General features: G+C 64.1%; 13 protein-coding genes and 1 pseudogene. 8 read left to right on the top strand and 6 right to left on the bottom strand.

Annotated features, from left to right (window positions below; all coding sequences use genetic code 11):
- Nucleotides 1–115: 115 nt before the first annotated feature.
- Nucleotides 116–1696 (top strand): iron ABC transporter permease, encoded by a 1581-nt coding sequence (locus FJ938_RS05140; protein ID WP_181169008.1) that lies wholly within the window; start codon nucleotides 116–118, stop codon nucleotides 1694–1696.
- The gene (locus tag FJ938_RS05135) at nucleotides 1693–2775 is read left to right on the top strand and encodes an ABC transporter ATP-binding protein (protein ID WP_140610523.1); all 1083 of its coding nucleotides are present in this window, start codon (nucleotides 1693–1695) and stop codon (nucleotides 2773–2775) included. Before FJ938_RS05140 ends, FJ938_RS05135 begins: the two co-directional genes overlap by 4 nt.
- A gap of 67 nt (nucleotides 2776–2842) precedes the next feature.
- Here the strand turns inward: FJ938_RS05135 and FJ938_RS05130 are convergent, their stop codons facing one another.
- The 4 genes from FJ938_RS05130 to FJ938_RS05115 form a co-directional block, all read right to left on the bottom strand.
- The gene (locus tag FJ938_RS05130) at nucleotides 2843–3943 is read right to left on the bottom strand and encodes a sn-glycerol-3-phosphate import ATP-binding protein UgpC (RefSeq protein WP_140691751.1); all 1101 of its coding nucleotides are present in this window, start codon (nucleotides 3941–3943) and stop codon (nucleotides 2843–2845) included.
- Nucleotides 3944–3956: 13 nt separating this feature from the next.
- Nucleotides 3957–4871, bottom strand: coding sequence for an ABC transporter permease subunit (locus FJ938_RS05125; protein ID WP_140691749.1), 915 nt, complete (start codon nucleotides 4869–4871; stop codon nucleotides 3957–3959).
- Between the two features lie 7 nt (nucleotides 4872–4878).
- Entirely contained in the window at nucleotides 4879–5763 is an 885-nt protein-coding gene (locus FJ938_RS05120; RefSeq protein WP_140691747.1) for a sugar ABC transporter permease, read from the bottom strand.
- Nucleotides 5764–5888: 125 nt separating this feature from the next.
- Nucleotides 5889–7241 (bottom strand): extracellular solute-binding protein, encoded by a 1353-nt coding sequence (locus FJ938_RS05115; RefSeq protein ID WP_140610519.1) that lies wholly within the window; start codon nucleotides 7239–7241, stop codon nucleotides 5889–5891.
- A 266-nt stretch (nucleotides 7242–7507) separates the two neighbouring features.
- Between FJ938_RS05115 and FJ938_RS05110 the strand changes: the two are divergent.
- Nucleotides 7508–7780: pseudogene (locus FJ938_RS05110) on the top strand (bifunctional diguanylate cyclase/phosphodiesterase); the annotation flags it as partial.
- Nucleotides 7781–7788: 8 nt separating this feature from the next.
- Here the strand turns inward: FJ938_RS05110 and FJ938_RS05105 are convergent.
- Nucleotides 7789–8469, bottom strand: a complete 681-nt coding sequence (locus FJ938_RS05105) for a TlpA disulfide reductase family protein (protein WP_140691743.1) — start codon at nucleotides 8467–8469, stop codon at nucleotides 7789–7791.
- Between the two features lie 36 nt (nucleotides 8470–8505).
- Here FJ938_RS05105 and argH point away from each other — a divergent pair, with 36 nt between their 5' ends.
- The 5 genes from argH to FJ938_RS05080 all read left to right on the top strand — a co-directional run bounded on the left by argH (nucleotide 8506) and on the right by FJ938_RS05080 (nucleotide 15346).
- The gene (argH, locus tag FJ938_RS05100; protein WP_140691741.1) at nucleotides 8506–9906 is read left to right on the top strand and encodes an argininosuccinate lyase; all 1401 of its coding nucleotides are present in this window, start codon (nucleotides 8506–8508) and stop codon (nucleotides 9904–9906) included.
- Between the two features lie 115 nt (nucleotides 9907–10021).
- Nucleotides 10022–10228: a lipoprotein gene (locus tag FJ938_RS05095; RefSeq protein ID WP_140613079.1), complete on the top strand. Its 207-nt coding sequence runs from the start codon at nucleotides 10022–10024 to the stop codon at nucleotides 10226–10228.
- 69 nt (nucleotides 10229–10297) lie between these two features.
- Nucleotides 10298–11566 (top strand): diaminopimelate decarboxylase, encoded by a 1269-nt coding sequence (lysA, locus tag FJ938_RS05090; protein ID WP_140691739.1) that lies wholly within the window; start codon nucleotides 10298–10300, stop codon nucleotides 11564–11566.
- 34 nt (nucleotides 11567–11600) lie between these two features.
- Nucleotides 11601–12539 (top strand): threonine/serine dehydratase, encoded by a 939-nt coding sequence (locus FJ938_RS05085; RefSeq protein ID WP_140691736.1) that lies wholly within the window; start codon nucleotides 11601–11603, stop codon nucleotides 12537–12539.
- A gap of 212 nt (nucleotides 12540–12751) precedes the next feature.
- The gene (locus FJ938_RS05080) at nucleotides 12752–15346 is read left to right on the top strand and encodes a TIGR02302 family protein (protein WP_140691734.1); all 2595 of its coding nucleotides are present in this window, start codon (nucleotides 12752–12754) and stop codon (nucleotides 15344–15346) included.
- Here the strand turns inward: FJ938_RS05080 and FJ938_RS05075 are convergent.
- Nucleotides 15316–16095 carry a glutathione S-transferase family protein gene (locus FJ938_RS05075; RefSeq protein WP_140691732.1) on the bottom strand — a complete coding sequence of 260 codons (780 nt, stop codon included), beginning with the start codon at nucleotides 16093–16095 and terminating at the stop codon, nucleotides 15316–15318. The two genes, FJ938_RS05080 and FJ938_RS05075, sit on opposite strands and share 31 nt — an antisense overlap.
- Nucleotides 16096–16145 lie beyond the last annotated feature (50 nt).

The raw sequence follows: 16145 nt of genomic DNA, 5'->3' as shown, positions 1-16145 counted from the left end.
GAGTGCTTTTGTTTTTCGAGATGGCATTCGTCGATGACGACACGCTGTATTCCCGACCGCGATTGCGGTCCTTCGATTGCTGCCACCGGGCGGCAACGGCGCGGTGCCTGACCTGATGCAGTCCGCGATCGATCTCGAACACCCGGGCCTGCCTGCGCGCATGGGCCGAAAGGCTCGGCGGCGGGCGGCGCCGTGGCTCGTCACCGCCGCCATCTTCGTCTCGCTGCTGTCGCTGCTGCCGCTTGCCTTCATCGTGGGGGTCGCGGTGCAGACCGGCTGGGACACGGTCTCGGCATTGGTTTTCCGGCCCCGTGTCGGCGAACTGCTGGTCAACACCGGCCTTCTGGTGCTGCTGGCCGTGCCGATCGCCATCATCCTGTCGGTGGCGCTGGCCTGGCTGACCGAACGCAGCGACCTGCCCGGCGCCCGGTTCTGGGCCTGGCTATGCGTGGCGCCCCTCGCCATTCCCGCTTTCGTCCACTCCTATGCCTGGATCACCATGGTGCCCGGGCTGCACGGTCTGTGGGCCGGCGTGCTGGTGTCCGTGATCGCCTATTTCCCCTTCCTCTATTTGCCGGTCTCGGCGGCGCTGCGCCGCCTCGATCCCGCCCTGGAGGACGCGGCCGCGGCGCTTGGCCTTGGACCCTGGCGGGTGTTCTGGCGTGTCGTGTTGCCGCAGCTCAGGCTCGCCATCTGCGGCGGCTCGCTGCTGGTCGGATTGCACCTGCTGGCCGAATACGGCCTCTACGTCTTCATCCGCTTCGATACTTTCACCACGGCGATCGTCGACCAGTTCCAGTCGACCTTCAACGGACCGGCCGCCAACATGCTGGCCGGCGTTCTGGTGTGTTGCTGCTTTGTGCTCCTGGGCCTCGAAGTGCTGGTGCGCGGCGAGGAGCGTTATGCCCGTGTCGGCTCCGGCGCGGCGCGCTACCAGCAACGCAAGGGCCTCGGCCGCGCCACCATTCCGAGCCTCGCCTTGCTTATGGTCATCACGCTGCTGGCGCTCGGCGTACCTTTCATCACCATCGGCCGCTGGCTCGTCGCCGGCGGCGCCGATGTCTGGCGTCTCGATGAAATTGGCCTGGCGCTTGGCCAGACGCTATTCCTGTCGCTTGCCGGCGCGTTGCTTGCGACGGTCGCCGCCATGCCGATGGCCTGGATCTCGATCCGCGCGCCGGGACCGTTGCAGCGCCTGCTGGAGGGTTGCAACTACATCGTCGGCTCGCTACCGGGTATCGTCATCGCGCTGGCGCTGGTCACCATCACCGTGCGCGTCGCCCTGCCGCTCTACCAGACCCTGTTCACCATCCTGGTGGCCTATGCCCTCATGTTCCTGCCGCGTGCCCTGGTCAGCCTGCGCGCATCAATCGCCCAGGCACCGGTCGAGCTCGAACGCGCCGCGTCCAGCCTTGGCCGGCGTCCGCTCAACGCACTCTGGTCGACGACGATCCGCCTGTCGGCGCCCGGCGCCGCGGCCGGCATGGCGCTGGTGGCGCTCGGCATCATGAACGAACTGACCGCGACCCAGATGTTGGCGCCAAACGGCACCCGCACGCTGGCAATGGCATTCTGGTCCTACAGCGGCGAGATCGACTATGCCTCGGCGGCGCCTTATGCCTTCATCATGGTGGCGATGTCGCTGCCTTTGACCTGGCTGCTCTATGTCCAGTCAAAACGGATGGCCGGACGATGAGCTTTCTCGAAATCAGCGGCCTGAAAAAGCACTACGGCCCGGTCGCGGCCCTCGACGGCGTCGACCTCCATGTCGCCAGCGGCAGCCGCACGGCGATTGTCGGCCCGTCCGGCTGCGGCAAGACCACCCTGCTGCGGCTTATCGCCGGCTTCGAGGCGCCAGACCAGGGCCGCATCGTGCTCGACGGCGAGGTGTTGGCCAATGGTGGTGCGGCCGTCCCGGCGCATCGCCGCGGCATCGGCGTGGTGGCGCAGGACGGCGCCCTCTTCCCGCATCTGACCATATCGGACAATATCGGTTTCGGTATGGACCGCGGCGCGGATAAGCGCGCCGAGCGCATCGTCGAACTCGCCTATATCGTCGGGCTGGACAAGGCCGTGCTCAAGCGCCGCCCGCACGAACTCTCCGGCGGTCAGCAGCAGCGGGTGGCGCTCGCCCGCGCCATGGCGATGAAGCCGCGGCTGATGCTGCTCGACGAGCCGTTCTCGGCGCTCGACACCGGTCTGCGCGCTTCGATGCGCAAGGCGGTGGCCGAGCTTCTGGAAGCGGCCGGCATCACCACCATCCTGGTCACGCACGACCAGGCCGAGGCGCTGTCCTTCGCTGCCCAAGTGGCGGTGATGCGCGAAGGCAAGTTTTCGCAGGTCGGCACGCCGCGTGAGCTCTATTTCAAACCGAAGGACAGGATGATCGCCGAGTTCCTCGGCGACGCCATCATCCTGCCGGCAAAGGTGGCAGGCGGTTTCGCCAACTCACCGCTAGGCCGCATCGCCGTCGACACATCAGATAGACGCGATGTCGCCCGCATCATGCTGCGGCCGGAGCAGATCGGATTGAAGAGGACATCGCGCGAGGGCATGTCGGGCACCCCGGAGATGCTCTTTGGCGAGGTGGTGGAATCCGAATTCGCAGGCTCTATGTGCACCATCGCGGTGCGCCTGATGAACAATCCCGACCCGCCGGACGCCGCCGCCATCGGCAACACGCCGCTGATCCTGCGCAAGCCGGGCATGGATGCACCCGCGGTGGGAGAGATCGTGCGGCTCACCGTGTCGGGAAAGGCGCATGTGCTGGCCTGAACGGCCGAGTGCCTGATGCGCTTGGGCCCCGGCAGGTTCGGTCACCGCTCGCGCGAAGGTTTGGAAATCAGAGTGCCGGCTCGGGAACGGAAGCCTTGAAGACATCGAGGCGGCTTCCCGTCTCCGACGAGAAGAAATGCATGTCCTCTGGCGCAAGCTTCAGGCCGACGGCGCTGCCGGGCTTGGGGTGGACAGCCTCCGATGTCATGACCGAAAACGGTGCGCCGTCGAAATCGACGTAGATGACCCGCCCCGCGCCGAGTTCCTCGACCAGGTCGACGGTGGCCTTGAGCGCGCCGGCGGTGTCTGGCGCCACCAGCCGGACGGCTTCCGGCCGGATGCCCATCGCGACCTTCGTGCCGACCGGCAGACCCGCGCGCGGAACAACGATACGCCGGCTGCCGCCGAGCAGCGACAGCCCATCGAGTTCGACCGTGCCTTCCAGAATGTTCATCGCCGGCGCACCGACGAAGGTGGCGACGAAGCGGCTGGCGGGCCGGCTGTAGATTTCGCCCGGCGTGCCGACCTGTTCGACACGTCCGGCATTCATCACCACCAACCGGTCGGCAAGCGTCATCGCCTCGACCTGGTCGTGGGTAACGAAGACGGAGGTGGCGTTGAGCCGGCGGTGCAGCTTGCGGATTTCCGACCGCATCTGGACGCGCAACTTGGCGTCGAGATTGGACAGCGGTTCGTCGAACAGGAACACTTTCGGTTCGCGGATCATGGCGCGGCCCATGGCGACGCGCTGCCTCTGGCCACCCGAAAGCGCCATAGGTTTGCGGTCGAGCAGATGTTCGAGTTCCAGCGTGCGCGCAACCGCCTGGATGCGCTGGTTGCGTTGCGCGGAAGGAACGCCTGAGACCTTCAGCGAATAGCCGATATTCTGGGCGACGCTCATATGCGGATAGAGCGCGTAGTTCTGGAACACCATGGCGCAGCCGCGCTCACGCGGCTCGAGCTTGTTGACCACGGTGCCGTCGATGGCGATCTCGCCGCCGGAAATCTCCTCCAATCCGGCGATCATCCGCAGAAGCGTGGACTTGCCGCAACCGGACGGCCCCAGGATGACGACGAATTCGCCCGAGGCGAAATCGAGGTCGACCCCGTGCACGACCTGCGTCCTGGCGTAGTTCTTCGTGACGCCGCGTATGGCGATGGAGGCCATCTTCTGTCTCCCGTTATTTCTCGGTGGCGATAAGGCCACGCACGAACCAGCGCTGCATCAGCACCACGACGATCAGCGGCGGCAGCATGACGATCAGCGTGCCCGCCATGGCGATGTGCCATTCCGGCGCGCCGCCGACATTAGGAATGAGCTGCTTCAGCTCGGTAACCGCAGTCGCATGCGACTGATCGGTGGTGATAAGCAGCGGCCAAAGATACTGGTTCCAGGCCCACAGGAACATGATGGTGCCCAAAGCGGCCATGTTGTTGCGCGACAGCGGCAGCAGGACATCAATGAAGAAGCGCAGGGCGCCGGCGCCGTCCATGCGCGCGGCCTCGGTCAGTTCATCGGGCACCGTCAGGAAGAACTGGCGGTAGAGGAACGTGCCGGTGGCCGTGGCGACCAATGGCATGATCAGACCGGTATAGGAATTGAGCAGTCCGAGGCTGAGCGAGACCTGCACGCCCGACACTTTTTCGATCAGCCAGCTTAGGCCCGTCACGTCGAGGATGGCCTGGTAGGGTGACAGCACATTGGCGACGACCGCGTAGGTCGGCACGATGCGGACTTCGAGCGGCAGCATCAGTGTGACGAAGATCAGCCAGAAGATGAACGTGCGCCCGGGGTAGCGGAAATAGACGATCGAAAAGGCGGTGAGCGCCGAGATGATCACTTTGCCCGCCGCCACGCCGGCAGCCATGACGAAACTGTTAAACAGCTTGGGACCGAGATCGGCTGTCGTCCAGGCCGTCTTCATGTTGATCCAGAAGTCGCTGCCCGGCAGCAGCGACATCGGCACATCGTTGACGTCCTTGAGGTTGTGCGACGCGGCGATCGCCACGACCGCGAACGGCGCGATGCAAAAGATGAACCCGACGAACAGGATCAGGTGCGTGAGGAAATTGAGGAACGGGGTGCGCTCGACCATGTCTATCTCACCTGTAATGCACGCGCCGCTCGATGAAGCGGAACTGGAAGATGGTGAGTACGATGATGAGCAGCATCAGGATGATGCTCTGCGCGGCGGCGCCTGAATAATCCAGGCCTTTGAAGCCATCGGAATAGATCTTGTAGACCATCAGATTGGTCGCGTTCGCCGGGCCGCCGGAGGTCATGATGTCGACGATGCCGAAGGAATCCTGAAAGCTTTCCGTGATGTTGATGACCAGCAGAAAGAAGATCGTCGGCGTGATGAGCGGGAACTGGATGTCCCAGAAGCGCCTGACGACACCGGATCCGTCCATCGCCGCCGCCTCGATCAGCGAACGCGGGATGGCCTGGAAGGCGGCGAGGAAGAAGATGAAGTTATAGCCGACATATTTCCAGGAGAAGGCGACGATGATCGAAGCCATGGCATCGGCGCCGTCGAGACCAGGGTCCCAGAAGCCGGGCCAGACTTGGTTGAGGACGGCCATGAAGCCGGCCTCCGGCGCCAGGATGAAGCGGAACGCCATCGCCAGCGCGGGCGCGGCAATACCGTAGGGCCAGATCAGCACCACGCGATAGAGGCGTGAGCCGGCGAGCTGGCGGTCGGTCAAGGCGGCGAGCACCAACGCGATGAACATCGCAAGGCCGGTGCTGATCCCCGCAAAGACAAGGCTGGCGGTGATCGAGTTCCAATAATCGGCGTTGGCCAGGATCGAGCGGAAATTGTCGAGCCCGACCCAGATGTTGCCGCCGCCCCAGGGCTGTTGCAGCGTCAGCGACCAGTACACGGCCTGGCCTGCCGGCCAGTAGAAGAACGTGAAGATCAGAAGGAGCTGCGGCACCGCGAACAGGATGCCGATCGTCGATCTGCTGAAGGTAACGCGTTTTTCCATCGGTCCGCCGATGCCGCTTCACAGCTGGCCTGGAGCAAGGGTGAGATTAATATGCGAAACGGCCGCCCGTCGACCCAAGCATGGTCATGCTCGGAAGAATACGGGCGGCCTTTGGCATTCGGCTATCAGGGCAGGGTCTTGCCCGGATAGGTCTGCTGGAAGCGGTCGAGGATGGCGTCGCCGTTCTTGACCAGCGTGTCGAGGCCTTCCTGGACACTGACCTTGTTGGCGAAGATCGCCTGCATCTGTGTGCCGAACTCGGCGCGGATCTGGGTGAAGTTGCCCAGGCGCACGCCGCGGGTGATTTCGGTCGGCTCCGACGCGGTCAGGCTGGCGATCGCGACTTCACGGCCCTTGTAGGGCGCCTTGTCGTAGAAACCGTCGGCCTTCATGTAGTCAAATCCCGACTTGGTCACCGGGATGTAGCCGGTGTTGGTCGACCAGAACAAAGCGGTCTTGGGGTCGTGGATGAAGTTGAGGAAGGCGGCCGCGCCCTTGTATTCGGCGTCCGACTTGCCGGAGAGCACCCACAGTGAAGCGCCGCCGACAAGCGAATTCTTGCGCTCGGTGCCGGCATAGACCGGCAGTTCGGCGACGTCCCACTTCATGCCTTCCTTCTGGGTCCTGCCGACGGTGCCGTGGTCGCCGACGGAGGTCAGGATCATCTGGCAGGTGCCGGAGGCGAAGGACTGGACCATGTCCTGGCCGAGATCCTTCGACTTGATCTTGATCAGGCCGGCATCATACCACTTCTTGAGGTCGGTGACGTACTGGACGAACTTGGTCTTGTTGACCTCCAGGCGGGCATCGAGCCCGTCATAGCCATTGTTCTTGGTGGCGATCGGCTGATTGTGGATCGCGGAGAACTGCTCCATCAACTGCCAGCTTTCGTTGGCCGAGATGTTGATTGCCATGGGGCATTCGTAGCCGGCGTCCTTCATCGCCTTGAGGTCGGCGCCGACGTCTTCCCAGGTCTTGGGCGCTTCGGTCTTGCCGATTTTTGCGAAGGCGTCCTTGTTCCAGTACATCAGGGCAGTCGAGGAGTTGAACGGGAAGGACAGCATCTCGCCCTTCGAGGTCGCATAGTAGCGCGCAATGCCGGGGAAATAGTCGGCGTAGTCGATCTTGTAGCCGTTTTCCTCCATCAGCTTGTCGGCGGGCTTGTAGGCGCCCGACAGCATCATGGTGGCGGTGCCGACGTCATAGACCTGGACGATGGTCGGCTGCTTGCCGGCACGGAAGGCGGCGATGGTGTTCTGCAGCGTGGCATCGTAATTGCCCTGGCTGGTGCAGACGACTTCGTAGTCCTTCTGCGACTCGTTGAAGTTCTTGCACATCGTGTCGACGACGCGGGCGAGGTCGCCCGAAAGGCCGAACCAGAAATCGAATTTTACCGGTTCTGCAAAGGCAGGCATCGCCAGCGCGCTACCGAGCGCACCGACGGCAAGGGCAGCGAGGCCCCGCTTGATCATGGTCATGGTTTTTCCCTCTTGAGTGGCTGATGACAAGGGTCTTGCGCAAGTCCTTGCCCGCTCTCTTAGAGAAGGTATGTGACAGTTCTGTTGTGGCTCCCAGGCCTTTGCACAGCTGTTCGTTCCTCCTCACGGCGGTTGCGCCAGCATGAAAATGTCGTACCGGCGCCTTAGGTAGCCAGGGTGATCGTCGCCGGCGTAAAGCCCGAGACGGGTCACAATGATTAGCCGGATAAATGGATGAATGCTGCTGGTGCAGCAGCTGACGCACGAACGGCCAGCTCGCGGCAATCGTGCGCGCTGTGCTGGGGCCGGGATGTGGGCTCGGCCTGCCTGTGCTGGCGAAGGGCTTAGAAACGCCTGGCGAGTTGAAGTTCCCGGACGCGGAGGCCTGCGAGATCGGCCAGGGCTACTATCTCGGCAAGCCGACGCCGATCGAGACGTTCGACGACCTGAAGGGCAACGGCAAGCGTACTCCGGTGCGCGCCGCTGACCACCAGGACGACAACCCTATATTGCTCAAGCCAAGCGTGCGCTCAGCCTAGCCTCTTGCTCACGATCCCAGCGCCGTCTCGACGAGCCGCTTGGCGTCAGGCCCCGACCATTCGGCCGGACCGTTCATGTGGGCGATCAGGCAGCCTTCGCCGTCGATCAGCATGGTGACCGGAAGGCCGAGCGCCAGGCCGCGCGCCTTGAGGTCGTTGAAAAGCGTCATGGTCGAATCCCGATAGTAGCCGAGCGTCTCGACACCGGTTTCCTTGAGGAACTTCTTCGGCTTCACATCGTCGCCGGCATCGACATTGACGGCGACGACCTGAAAGGCGTCGCTGCCTTTCTCCTTCTGCAACGCGTCGAGCGCGGGCATTTCTGCACGGCACGGCGCGCACCACGTGGCCCAGAGGTTGAGCAGCACCGTCTTGCCGGCGTGGTCGGCGATGGTCATCGGCTTGCCGTCCGGGCCGTTGAAGGCCAGGCGCTTCATCGATTGCGGCGGATCGGCGGGCAACAGGGCGGCGACCTCGCCGGTGGCGGCAGCCGCGACCTTCTTGGCGCGGTCACTCTTGGCGGCGCAGGCGACGTCGTCGCTGCTGCCGGCGACCGCCGCTTGCGGCGCGGCGTTGTTGCCAGACCGGCTCTCGCTGACATATACCGCGACCGCGCCGGCCAGCACTCCCGCCACCAGGGCGGCGAGGATCAGGCGCGGGGCCGGGAAAAATCTGTTTCCGTCTGCCATTTTTCTCAAACTGCTCCGAAGCACGGGTTTATAGCGATGAGCGACAAGAAGACCAGCAACCAGATGTGGGGCGGACGATTTGCCTCGGGTCCGGCCGCGATCATGGAAGCGATCAACGCGTCGATCTCGTTCGACCGCAAGCTCTACGCGCAGGACATCAGAGGCTCGATCGCTCATAGCGAGATGCTGGCGCAGACGGGCATTATTTCGGCGGCCGATCAAGAAAAAATCGCTCACGGGCTGAACACGATTCTGAAAGAGATCGAGGCTGGCAGCTTCGAGTTCTCGACCAAGCTGGAAGACATCCACATGAATGTCGAGGCTCGCCTCGCCGACCTGATCGGTCCGGCTGCCGGCCGGCTGCACACCGCGCGCTCGCGCAACGACCAGGTGGCGGTGGATCTGAGGCTCTGGGTCAAGGACGAGTGTTTTCGCGTCGCCGAAGCGCTGAAAGGATTGATCAGGGCATTGCTGGCGCGGGCCGAGGAGCATGCGGCGACCGTGATGCCGGGCTTCACCCACATGCAGGCGGCCCAGCCGGTGACATTCGGGCATCACTGCATGGCCTATGTCGAGATGTTTTCGCGCGATCTGTCGCGCGTACGCGACGCCATCGAACGGATGGATGAAAGCCCGCTGGGTGCCGCCGCCCTTGCCGGCACCAGCTTCCCGATCGACCGCCACCAGACCGCCAGGGCGCTTGGCTTCCGCGAGCCGATGCGCAATTCGCTGGACAGCGTTTCCGACCGCGATTTCGCGCTGGAATTCTTAAGCCTGGCGGCGATCTGCGCCACGCATCTGTCGCGGCTGGCCGAAGAGATCATCATCTGGTCGACGCCGCAGTTCGGCTTCATCAGGCTGTCGGATAGTTTCTCCACCGGCTCCTCGATCATGCCGCAGAAGAAGAATCCCGACGCCGCCGAACTGGTGCGCGGCAAGACCGGACGTGTCAACGGCCATCTGGTCGGCCTGCTGACGGTGATGAAGGGCATGCCTTTGACCTATGGCAAGGACATGCAGGAAGACAAGGAATCGGTGTTCGACGCAGCCGAGACGCTCGACCTGATGCTGGCGGCCATGACCGGCATGGTCTCGGACATGACGGTCAACGCAGCGGCGATGAAGAAGGCCGCCGGCTCCGGCCACGCGACCGCCACCGACCTTGCCGACTGGCTGGTGCGCACGCTCGGCCTGCCCTTCCGCGAGGCGCATCATGTCACCGGCCGCGCCGTGGCGCTCGCCGAAGAGAAGAAGGTGAGCTTGGAGAAGCTGTCGCTGGAGGACCTGCAGTCGATCAACTCCGGCATCACATCCGACATCTTCTCGGTGCTGGCGGTGCAGAACTCGGTCAAGAGCCGCACCAGTTTCGGCGGCACGGCGCCTTCGGAGGTGAGGAAGCAGATCCGCGCCTGGAAAAAGCGCATCGCAAAGGCGTGATACCGGATATTGCGACGAGCAATATCCCGATATTGCGATCGCAATATCCGGGGTGCAATGCGCTGAGAACTCGGCTAAAAGCGGCGGCTGGCAAACGTTTCGGACGGATGGATCGATGACCGGAAGCAGGATTTTGGTGACGCTGACGCTTCTGGCGGCTCTTGCCTCCGTGACCGCCTGCGGCCGCAAGGCCGGTCTCGACACCCCGTACGAGGCGGCCGTCCAGGCGCGCAAGGATGCCGAGAGAGCCAAACAGCCCCTGCCGCCGGAGCCGGAAAAACCGGTCCGGGACAAAAAGTTCATTCTCGATCCGCTGATCTAGGGCCGACGGGATCGGGTCAGATCTTCCCAACCCGATGTCGTCGTGCCCCAACTTTCCGGAACCACTCTCGTGAACCATTTCGACTACCGCGACGGCGTGCTCCATGCCGAGGACGTGGCCATCCCCGATATCGCCGCCCAGGTCGGCACGCCATTCTACTGCTATTCGACGGCCACCTTGACCAGGCACTACCGGGTGTTCGCCCAGGCCTTTGCCGGGCTCGACGCGCTTGTCTGCTACGCCATGAAGGCCAACTCCAACCAGGCCGTGCTGCGCACCTTGGCCAAGCTCGGCGCCGGCGCCGACGTGGTCTCGGAAGGCGAATTGCGCCGGGCGTTGGCCGCGGGCATCCCGGCTGGCAAGATCCTGTTCTCCGGCGTCGGCAAGACCGCGCGCGAGATGGATTTCGCCCTCGAAGCCGGTATCCTTTGCTTCAACGTCGAGTCGGAACCCGAGCTCGAATTGCTGTCGGCCCGCGCTACGGCACTCGGAAAGGTGGCGCCGGTCTCGCTGCGCATCAATCCCGATGTCGACGCCAAGACCCACAAGAAGATCTCCACCGGCAAGGCCGAGAACAAGTTCGGCATTCCATGGCAGCGGGCGCGGCAGGTCTATGCGCGCGCGGCAACGCTTCCGGGCATCAAGGTCACCGGCATCGACACCCATATCGGCAGCCAGATCACCGAATTGCAGCCCTTCGACGACGCCTTCGCCCTGCTGGTGGATCTGGTCGGCGCGTTGCGCGCCGATGGCCATGCCATCGAGCATATCGACCTTGGTGGCGGCCTCGGCATTCCCTATCGCGTCGACAACAGCCCGCCGCCTTTGCCCGACGCCTATGCCCAGATCGTCAGAAAGCACGTCACCAAGTTGGGCTTGAGGGTGATGTTCGAGCCGGGCCGGCTGATCGTTGGCAATGCCGGCATCCTCGTCTCGGAAGTGATCTTCGTGAAGGAAGGCGACGCGAAGAACTTCCTCGTCGTCGACGCCGCCATGAACGACCTGATCCGGCCGACGCTCTACGATGCCTTCCACGACGTCAGGCCGGTCGTGCAGCCGCCGGCCGACGTGCCCCGCATGATGGTCGACGTGGTCGGTCAGGTCTGCGAGACCGGTGACTATCTCGGGCTCGACCGCGACCTGCCCAGGCTGAAGGCCGGCGATCTCGTTGCCGTGTCCACTGCCGGCGCTTACGGCGCCGTGCAGGCCGGCACCTACAACACCCGCCTGCTGGTGCCGGAGGTGCTGGTCGACGGCGACCGTTTCCACGTCGTGCGCCCTCGCCTGACCTATGACGACCTGATCGGGCTGGATTCGGTCCCCGACTGGCTGAAGTAGCCGGCCTGTCAAGGGAAACGTCAAGGGAGAACCCATGCCAGACAGCACCGTCACACGCGAGCGCATTGCCGCGATGGAACCGCGCATCCGTCCCTATATCAGGCACACGCCGGTGCTGCGCGTCGACATGGCCGATTTCGATCGCCCGCCCCTGGCGATCGACCTCAAGCTGGAATGCCTGCAGCATTCCGGTTCGTTCAAGGCGCGCGGCGCCTTCACCAACCTGCTGGAAAGACCCGTTCCCAAGGCCGGCGTCGTCGCCGCATCGGGCGGCAACCACGGCGCGGCGGTCGCCTACGCCGCCATGCGGCTCGGACACAAGGCGACCATCTTCGTTCCCGAAGTGAGCCCGCAAGCCAAGCTGGAGCGTATTCGCGGCTATGGCGCCGACCTGGTGGTTGGCGGCGCCCGCTATGCCGAGGCGCTGGCCTCCAGCGAACGCTTCGCCGAGGACACCGGCGCCTTGCAGATCCATGCCTTCAACCAGGAGGAAACGCTGATCGGTCAGGGCACGCTCGGGCTTGAGATCGAGGATGACCTGCCTGAGATCGACACGTTGCTGGTCGCCGTCGGCGGGGGCGGCCTGATCGGCGGCATCGCCGCCTGGTATGCCGGCCGCATCCGCATCGTCGCCGTCGAGCCCGAGGGCGCGCCGACGCTTCATCGCGCCTTCGAGGCCGGCCGGCCCGTCGACGCGCCCGCGGAAGGCATCGCCGCCGATTCCCTGGCGCCCAAGCGCGTCGGCGAAATGATGTTCCCGATCGCCGAAGCCTTCGTCGAGCGCTCCATCCTGGTCAGCGACGACGACATCATTGCCGCTCAAAAGGCGCTGTGGAACCGGGCGCGCATCATTTCCGAACCGGGAGGTGCCGTCGCCTTCGCCGCGATCCTGTCCGGGCGCTATATGCCCGCATCAGGCGAGCGCATCGCCGTTCTGGTCTGTGGCGCCAACGCAAACCCCGCCAATTTTTGATTGCAACCATTTCGGCCGGGTTCACGTTTTTTCAAACTGCCTCGCCTTTGCCGTGTTTGCTGGTATTCTTCGAGTTGTGAGGCTTGGGCTATCGTGCCCGGTCCCACGGCATGATCCCGAAAAGAGGACTCCGGTTTTCGACAACAGATCATGTTTAAAGAGATAGAGCCCCATTCCGGTTCATTCGGAAGGGAACGCTCTTGGAAGGGCCGATGACGGAACGACCCATCTTCAGCAGCGATCGCGGACTGGCCGGACGCCTGGCCTTGAGCCGGCTGGCGACGCGGATCTCGATGGTGGTCGAGCGCGGTTGGCCACTGCTGCTTCCGCTGGTCATTGTCGCCTGCCTGTTCCTCACTGCCTCCTGGTTCGGCATTTTCTCCCGGCTGCCGGATGCGGTACGCATCGGCCTTGTCGCCGCATTCGGCCTGGCAGTGCTTGCCGCACTCTATCCGCTGCGTTTCTTCCGCATGCCCGCCGCGACCGAGATCGACCGCCGCATCGAGGCGGCCAACAAGCTGCTGCACAGCCCCGTTCTGACGCAGGCCGACCGGCCAAGCGGCCGGGAAAGCAGCTTCTCGCAGGCGCTGTGGCGCGAGCACCAGAAGCGCATGGCCGCAAGGCTCGACAGCCTCGGCGCCGACGTGCCGCGCACGCGGGTGCCGGAGCGCGACCCCTGGGCGCTGCGCGCTGTAGTCGCACTTTTGCTCGTCACCGCCTTTGCCTTCTCCTTCGGGCCGACGGGTGGCCGAATAGGCGACGGGTTCAGCGCCCGTGGCATGCACGACGCCGTGCCGCCGCGCATCGACGCCTGGGTGACGCCGCCGGCCTATACAGGCAAGCCGCCGATCTTCCTGACCGCCGACGCCAACCAGGCGACGCCGACCTTTCATGTCCCCGAGGGTAGCGACGTCTCCTTGCGCGTCACCGGTGGCTCGGGCGAGGAAACGCTTGCCTATGCCGACAAGGATGGCAGCGCGCGCAGCATCGATCCGGCCAGCCCTCAGGCCACCTCGGCCAAGCCGGCCGCGGGCCCGGCGGTGCCGTCAAAGGTGCGCCAGTTCACAGGCAAGCTGACGAGCGACGGCACGCTCACGCTGAAATCGGGCGAGGACGAACTCGGCCGCTGGGCCTTCGCCGTGATCCCTGACAAGCCACCGCAGATCCGCTTCGTCAGCGAGCCCAAGCGCGCCGCCAATGGCGCTTTCGAGCTCAACTATCAGATCGACGACGACTATGGCGCCGCCACCGCCAAGGCGGTCTTCGCGCTGGCCGATCCGCAAGCGCCGGGTGCGCATCCGCTCTATGGCCCACCCGATATGCCGCTGACGCTGCCGCGCCGCGGCGGCAAGTCGAATGCCGCCAGGACCACGAAGGACCTGACCGAGCATGTCTGGGCCGGCAGCAGCATCAAGCTGACGCTGGTCGCCACGGACGACGCCGGACACACCGCGTCCAGCGAGACCAAGACGCTGGTGATGCCCGAGCGGCCGTTCACCAACCCGTTGGCGCGGGCGGTGATCGAACAGCGCCGCCTGCTGGCGCTTGACACCAATGCCAAGCCACACGTGCTCGACTTGATCGACGCCATCACGCTGCGGCCTGAAGACACGTTCGACACCATGTCCCACTACCTCGCCATAATGAGCGCGCGCAGCCGGCTGAAGCTGGCCGGGAACGACGATCAGCTGCGCAGCGAGGTCGCCTATCTCTGGGAAATCGCGCTTGGCATCGAGGAGGGCAACCTCTCGGCCGCCGAAAAGCGGCTGCGCCAGGCGCAACAGGCGCTGCAGGACGCCATCAAGAACGGCGCCAGCGACCAGGAAATCGAGAAGGCGATGAAGGAACTGCGCGAGGCGATGAACCAGTTCCTGCAGGAATTCGCCGAACGCGCCAAGCAGAACCCGAACGCACCGCAAATGCAGCAGAACGGCCAGGAACTGCGCCAGAGCGACATCGACCGCATGATGGACCAGATCGAGAACCTGGCGAAGTCGGGTGATCGCGACAAGGCGCAGCAATTGCTGTCGCAGTTGCAGGACATGATGAACAATCTCCAGGCCGGCCGTCAGCAACAGGGCGGCGAGCAGGACAGCCAGATGCGCCAGCAGATGGACAAGCTTGGCGAGATCCTGCGGCGCCAGCAGGAGATGATGAACGATACTTTCCGCATGGACCAGATGCAGCGCGGCGAGCGCCAGCGCGGGCAGAACCCCGACGAGCAGCTTGGACAAGGCAGTGGCGAGAATCAGGACAGGCAGGGTCTGGGCCAAGACCAGGATCCGCGCGCCAGGCAAAAGCCGATGACGCCGCAGGAATTCGCCGATGCGCTGAAGCAGCTGCAGGAGGGCCAGGGGCAGCTGAAAAGCGATCTCGAGCAGTTGAAGAAGGGCCTCGAAGGCATGGGCATGGAGCCCAATGAAGGATTTGGCGAGGCCGGTAAATCCATGGGCAGCGCCGAGCAGGCGCTCGGCGAAGGGCAGGGCGATGAGGCCGTCGGTCATCAGGGCCGGGCGCTCGAGGCGCTGCGCAAGGGCGCCAAGGACATGATGAAGCAGATGCAGGCCATGCAGGGCGACCAGGGCGGCAGCCAGGAAGGCGGCCGCCAGCAGAATGCCGACCGCGATCCGCTCGGCCGGCCACGCGCCAGCCAAGGCCCCGATTTCGGCGATTCGGTGAAAGTGCCCGACGAGATCGACGTCCAGCGCGCGCGCCAGATCCTGGAAGCGATCCGCAAGCGGCTCGGCAATGCGCTGAGCCCCGATATCGAGCGCAGCTATCTCGAACGGCTACTGGAGCTGAAATAGGGCGATACCAGAAAAAGTGTGAGCCGTTTTCCGTCCGGAATTGCGTCAGAAACGCGAAGTGGTCGCCGGTCCATTCGGCAACCGGCTGCATTTCCATCAAGACGTATCCTGAAGCGGAAGAAGCCGTCAGCGGCTGTCGAGCATTCCGGCCGCCTGCGCCATTCCCTTCGCGAATAGCGCTGGAATGCCGGACGGGCGGCAAGACGATCCATATAGGCTCGGAAGACCCGATGCTCGGGCAGCACGCGCAGCACGTTTGTCGCAAAATAGACGCCACTGCCGATTTGCGTGTCTGCCGCCGTAAATTTGTCGCCGGCGATATACGGCCGCGACGAAAGCGTCTTCTCCAGATTGGCAACCATCTCGGAGAAGGACCCGTAGGAATAGCGGCTGCCCATGAATTCTTTGCCATGTGCCTTGGCGGCCACCACTGGATCTAAGACGGAATCCGAATAGACCAGCCAGGTCAGATAAGTGGCCCGCGCACGATCGCCGATGGCGGGCGCGAGGCCGGCTTCGGCGAAGGTATCGGCGAGATAGATGGTTATCGCGGCGCGTTCGGTGATGATGGTGCCGTCGTGGTCGATGGCCGGCACCTTCTTGTTCGGCTGGATTGCCCGGTAGGATTCAGGAACGCCCTCTTTCGCACGGATGTCGACGCGCGAGAATTCGAACGGCACACCGAGTTCCTCGAGCAGCCAATGGACGCCGGAGGCACGTGACCAGGGATTGTGGTAGAAGATGATCATTCATCATTCTCCAGTTGGCGACGGGCCTTTCTATCATGCGGCTCCTGACA

Origin of the sequence: Mesorhizobium sp. B2-4-14 (assembly GCF_006442155.1) — a bacterium.
In the GTDB taxonomy this organism is placed as follows: Bacteria; Pseudomonadota; Alphaproteobacteria; order Rhizobiales; family Rhizobiaceae; genus Mesorhizobium.
Note: the sequence above shows the minus strand (reverse complement) of the source record. Positions and strands in the feature narration are given on the sequence as shown.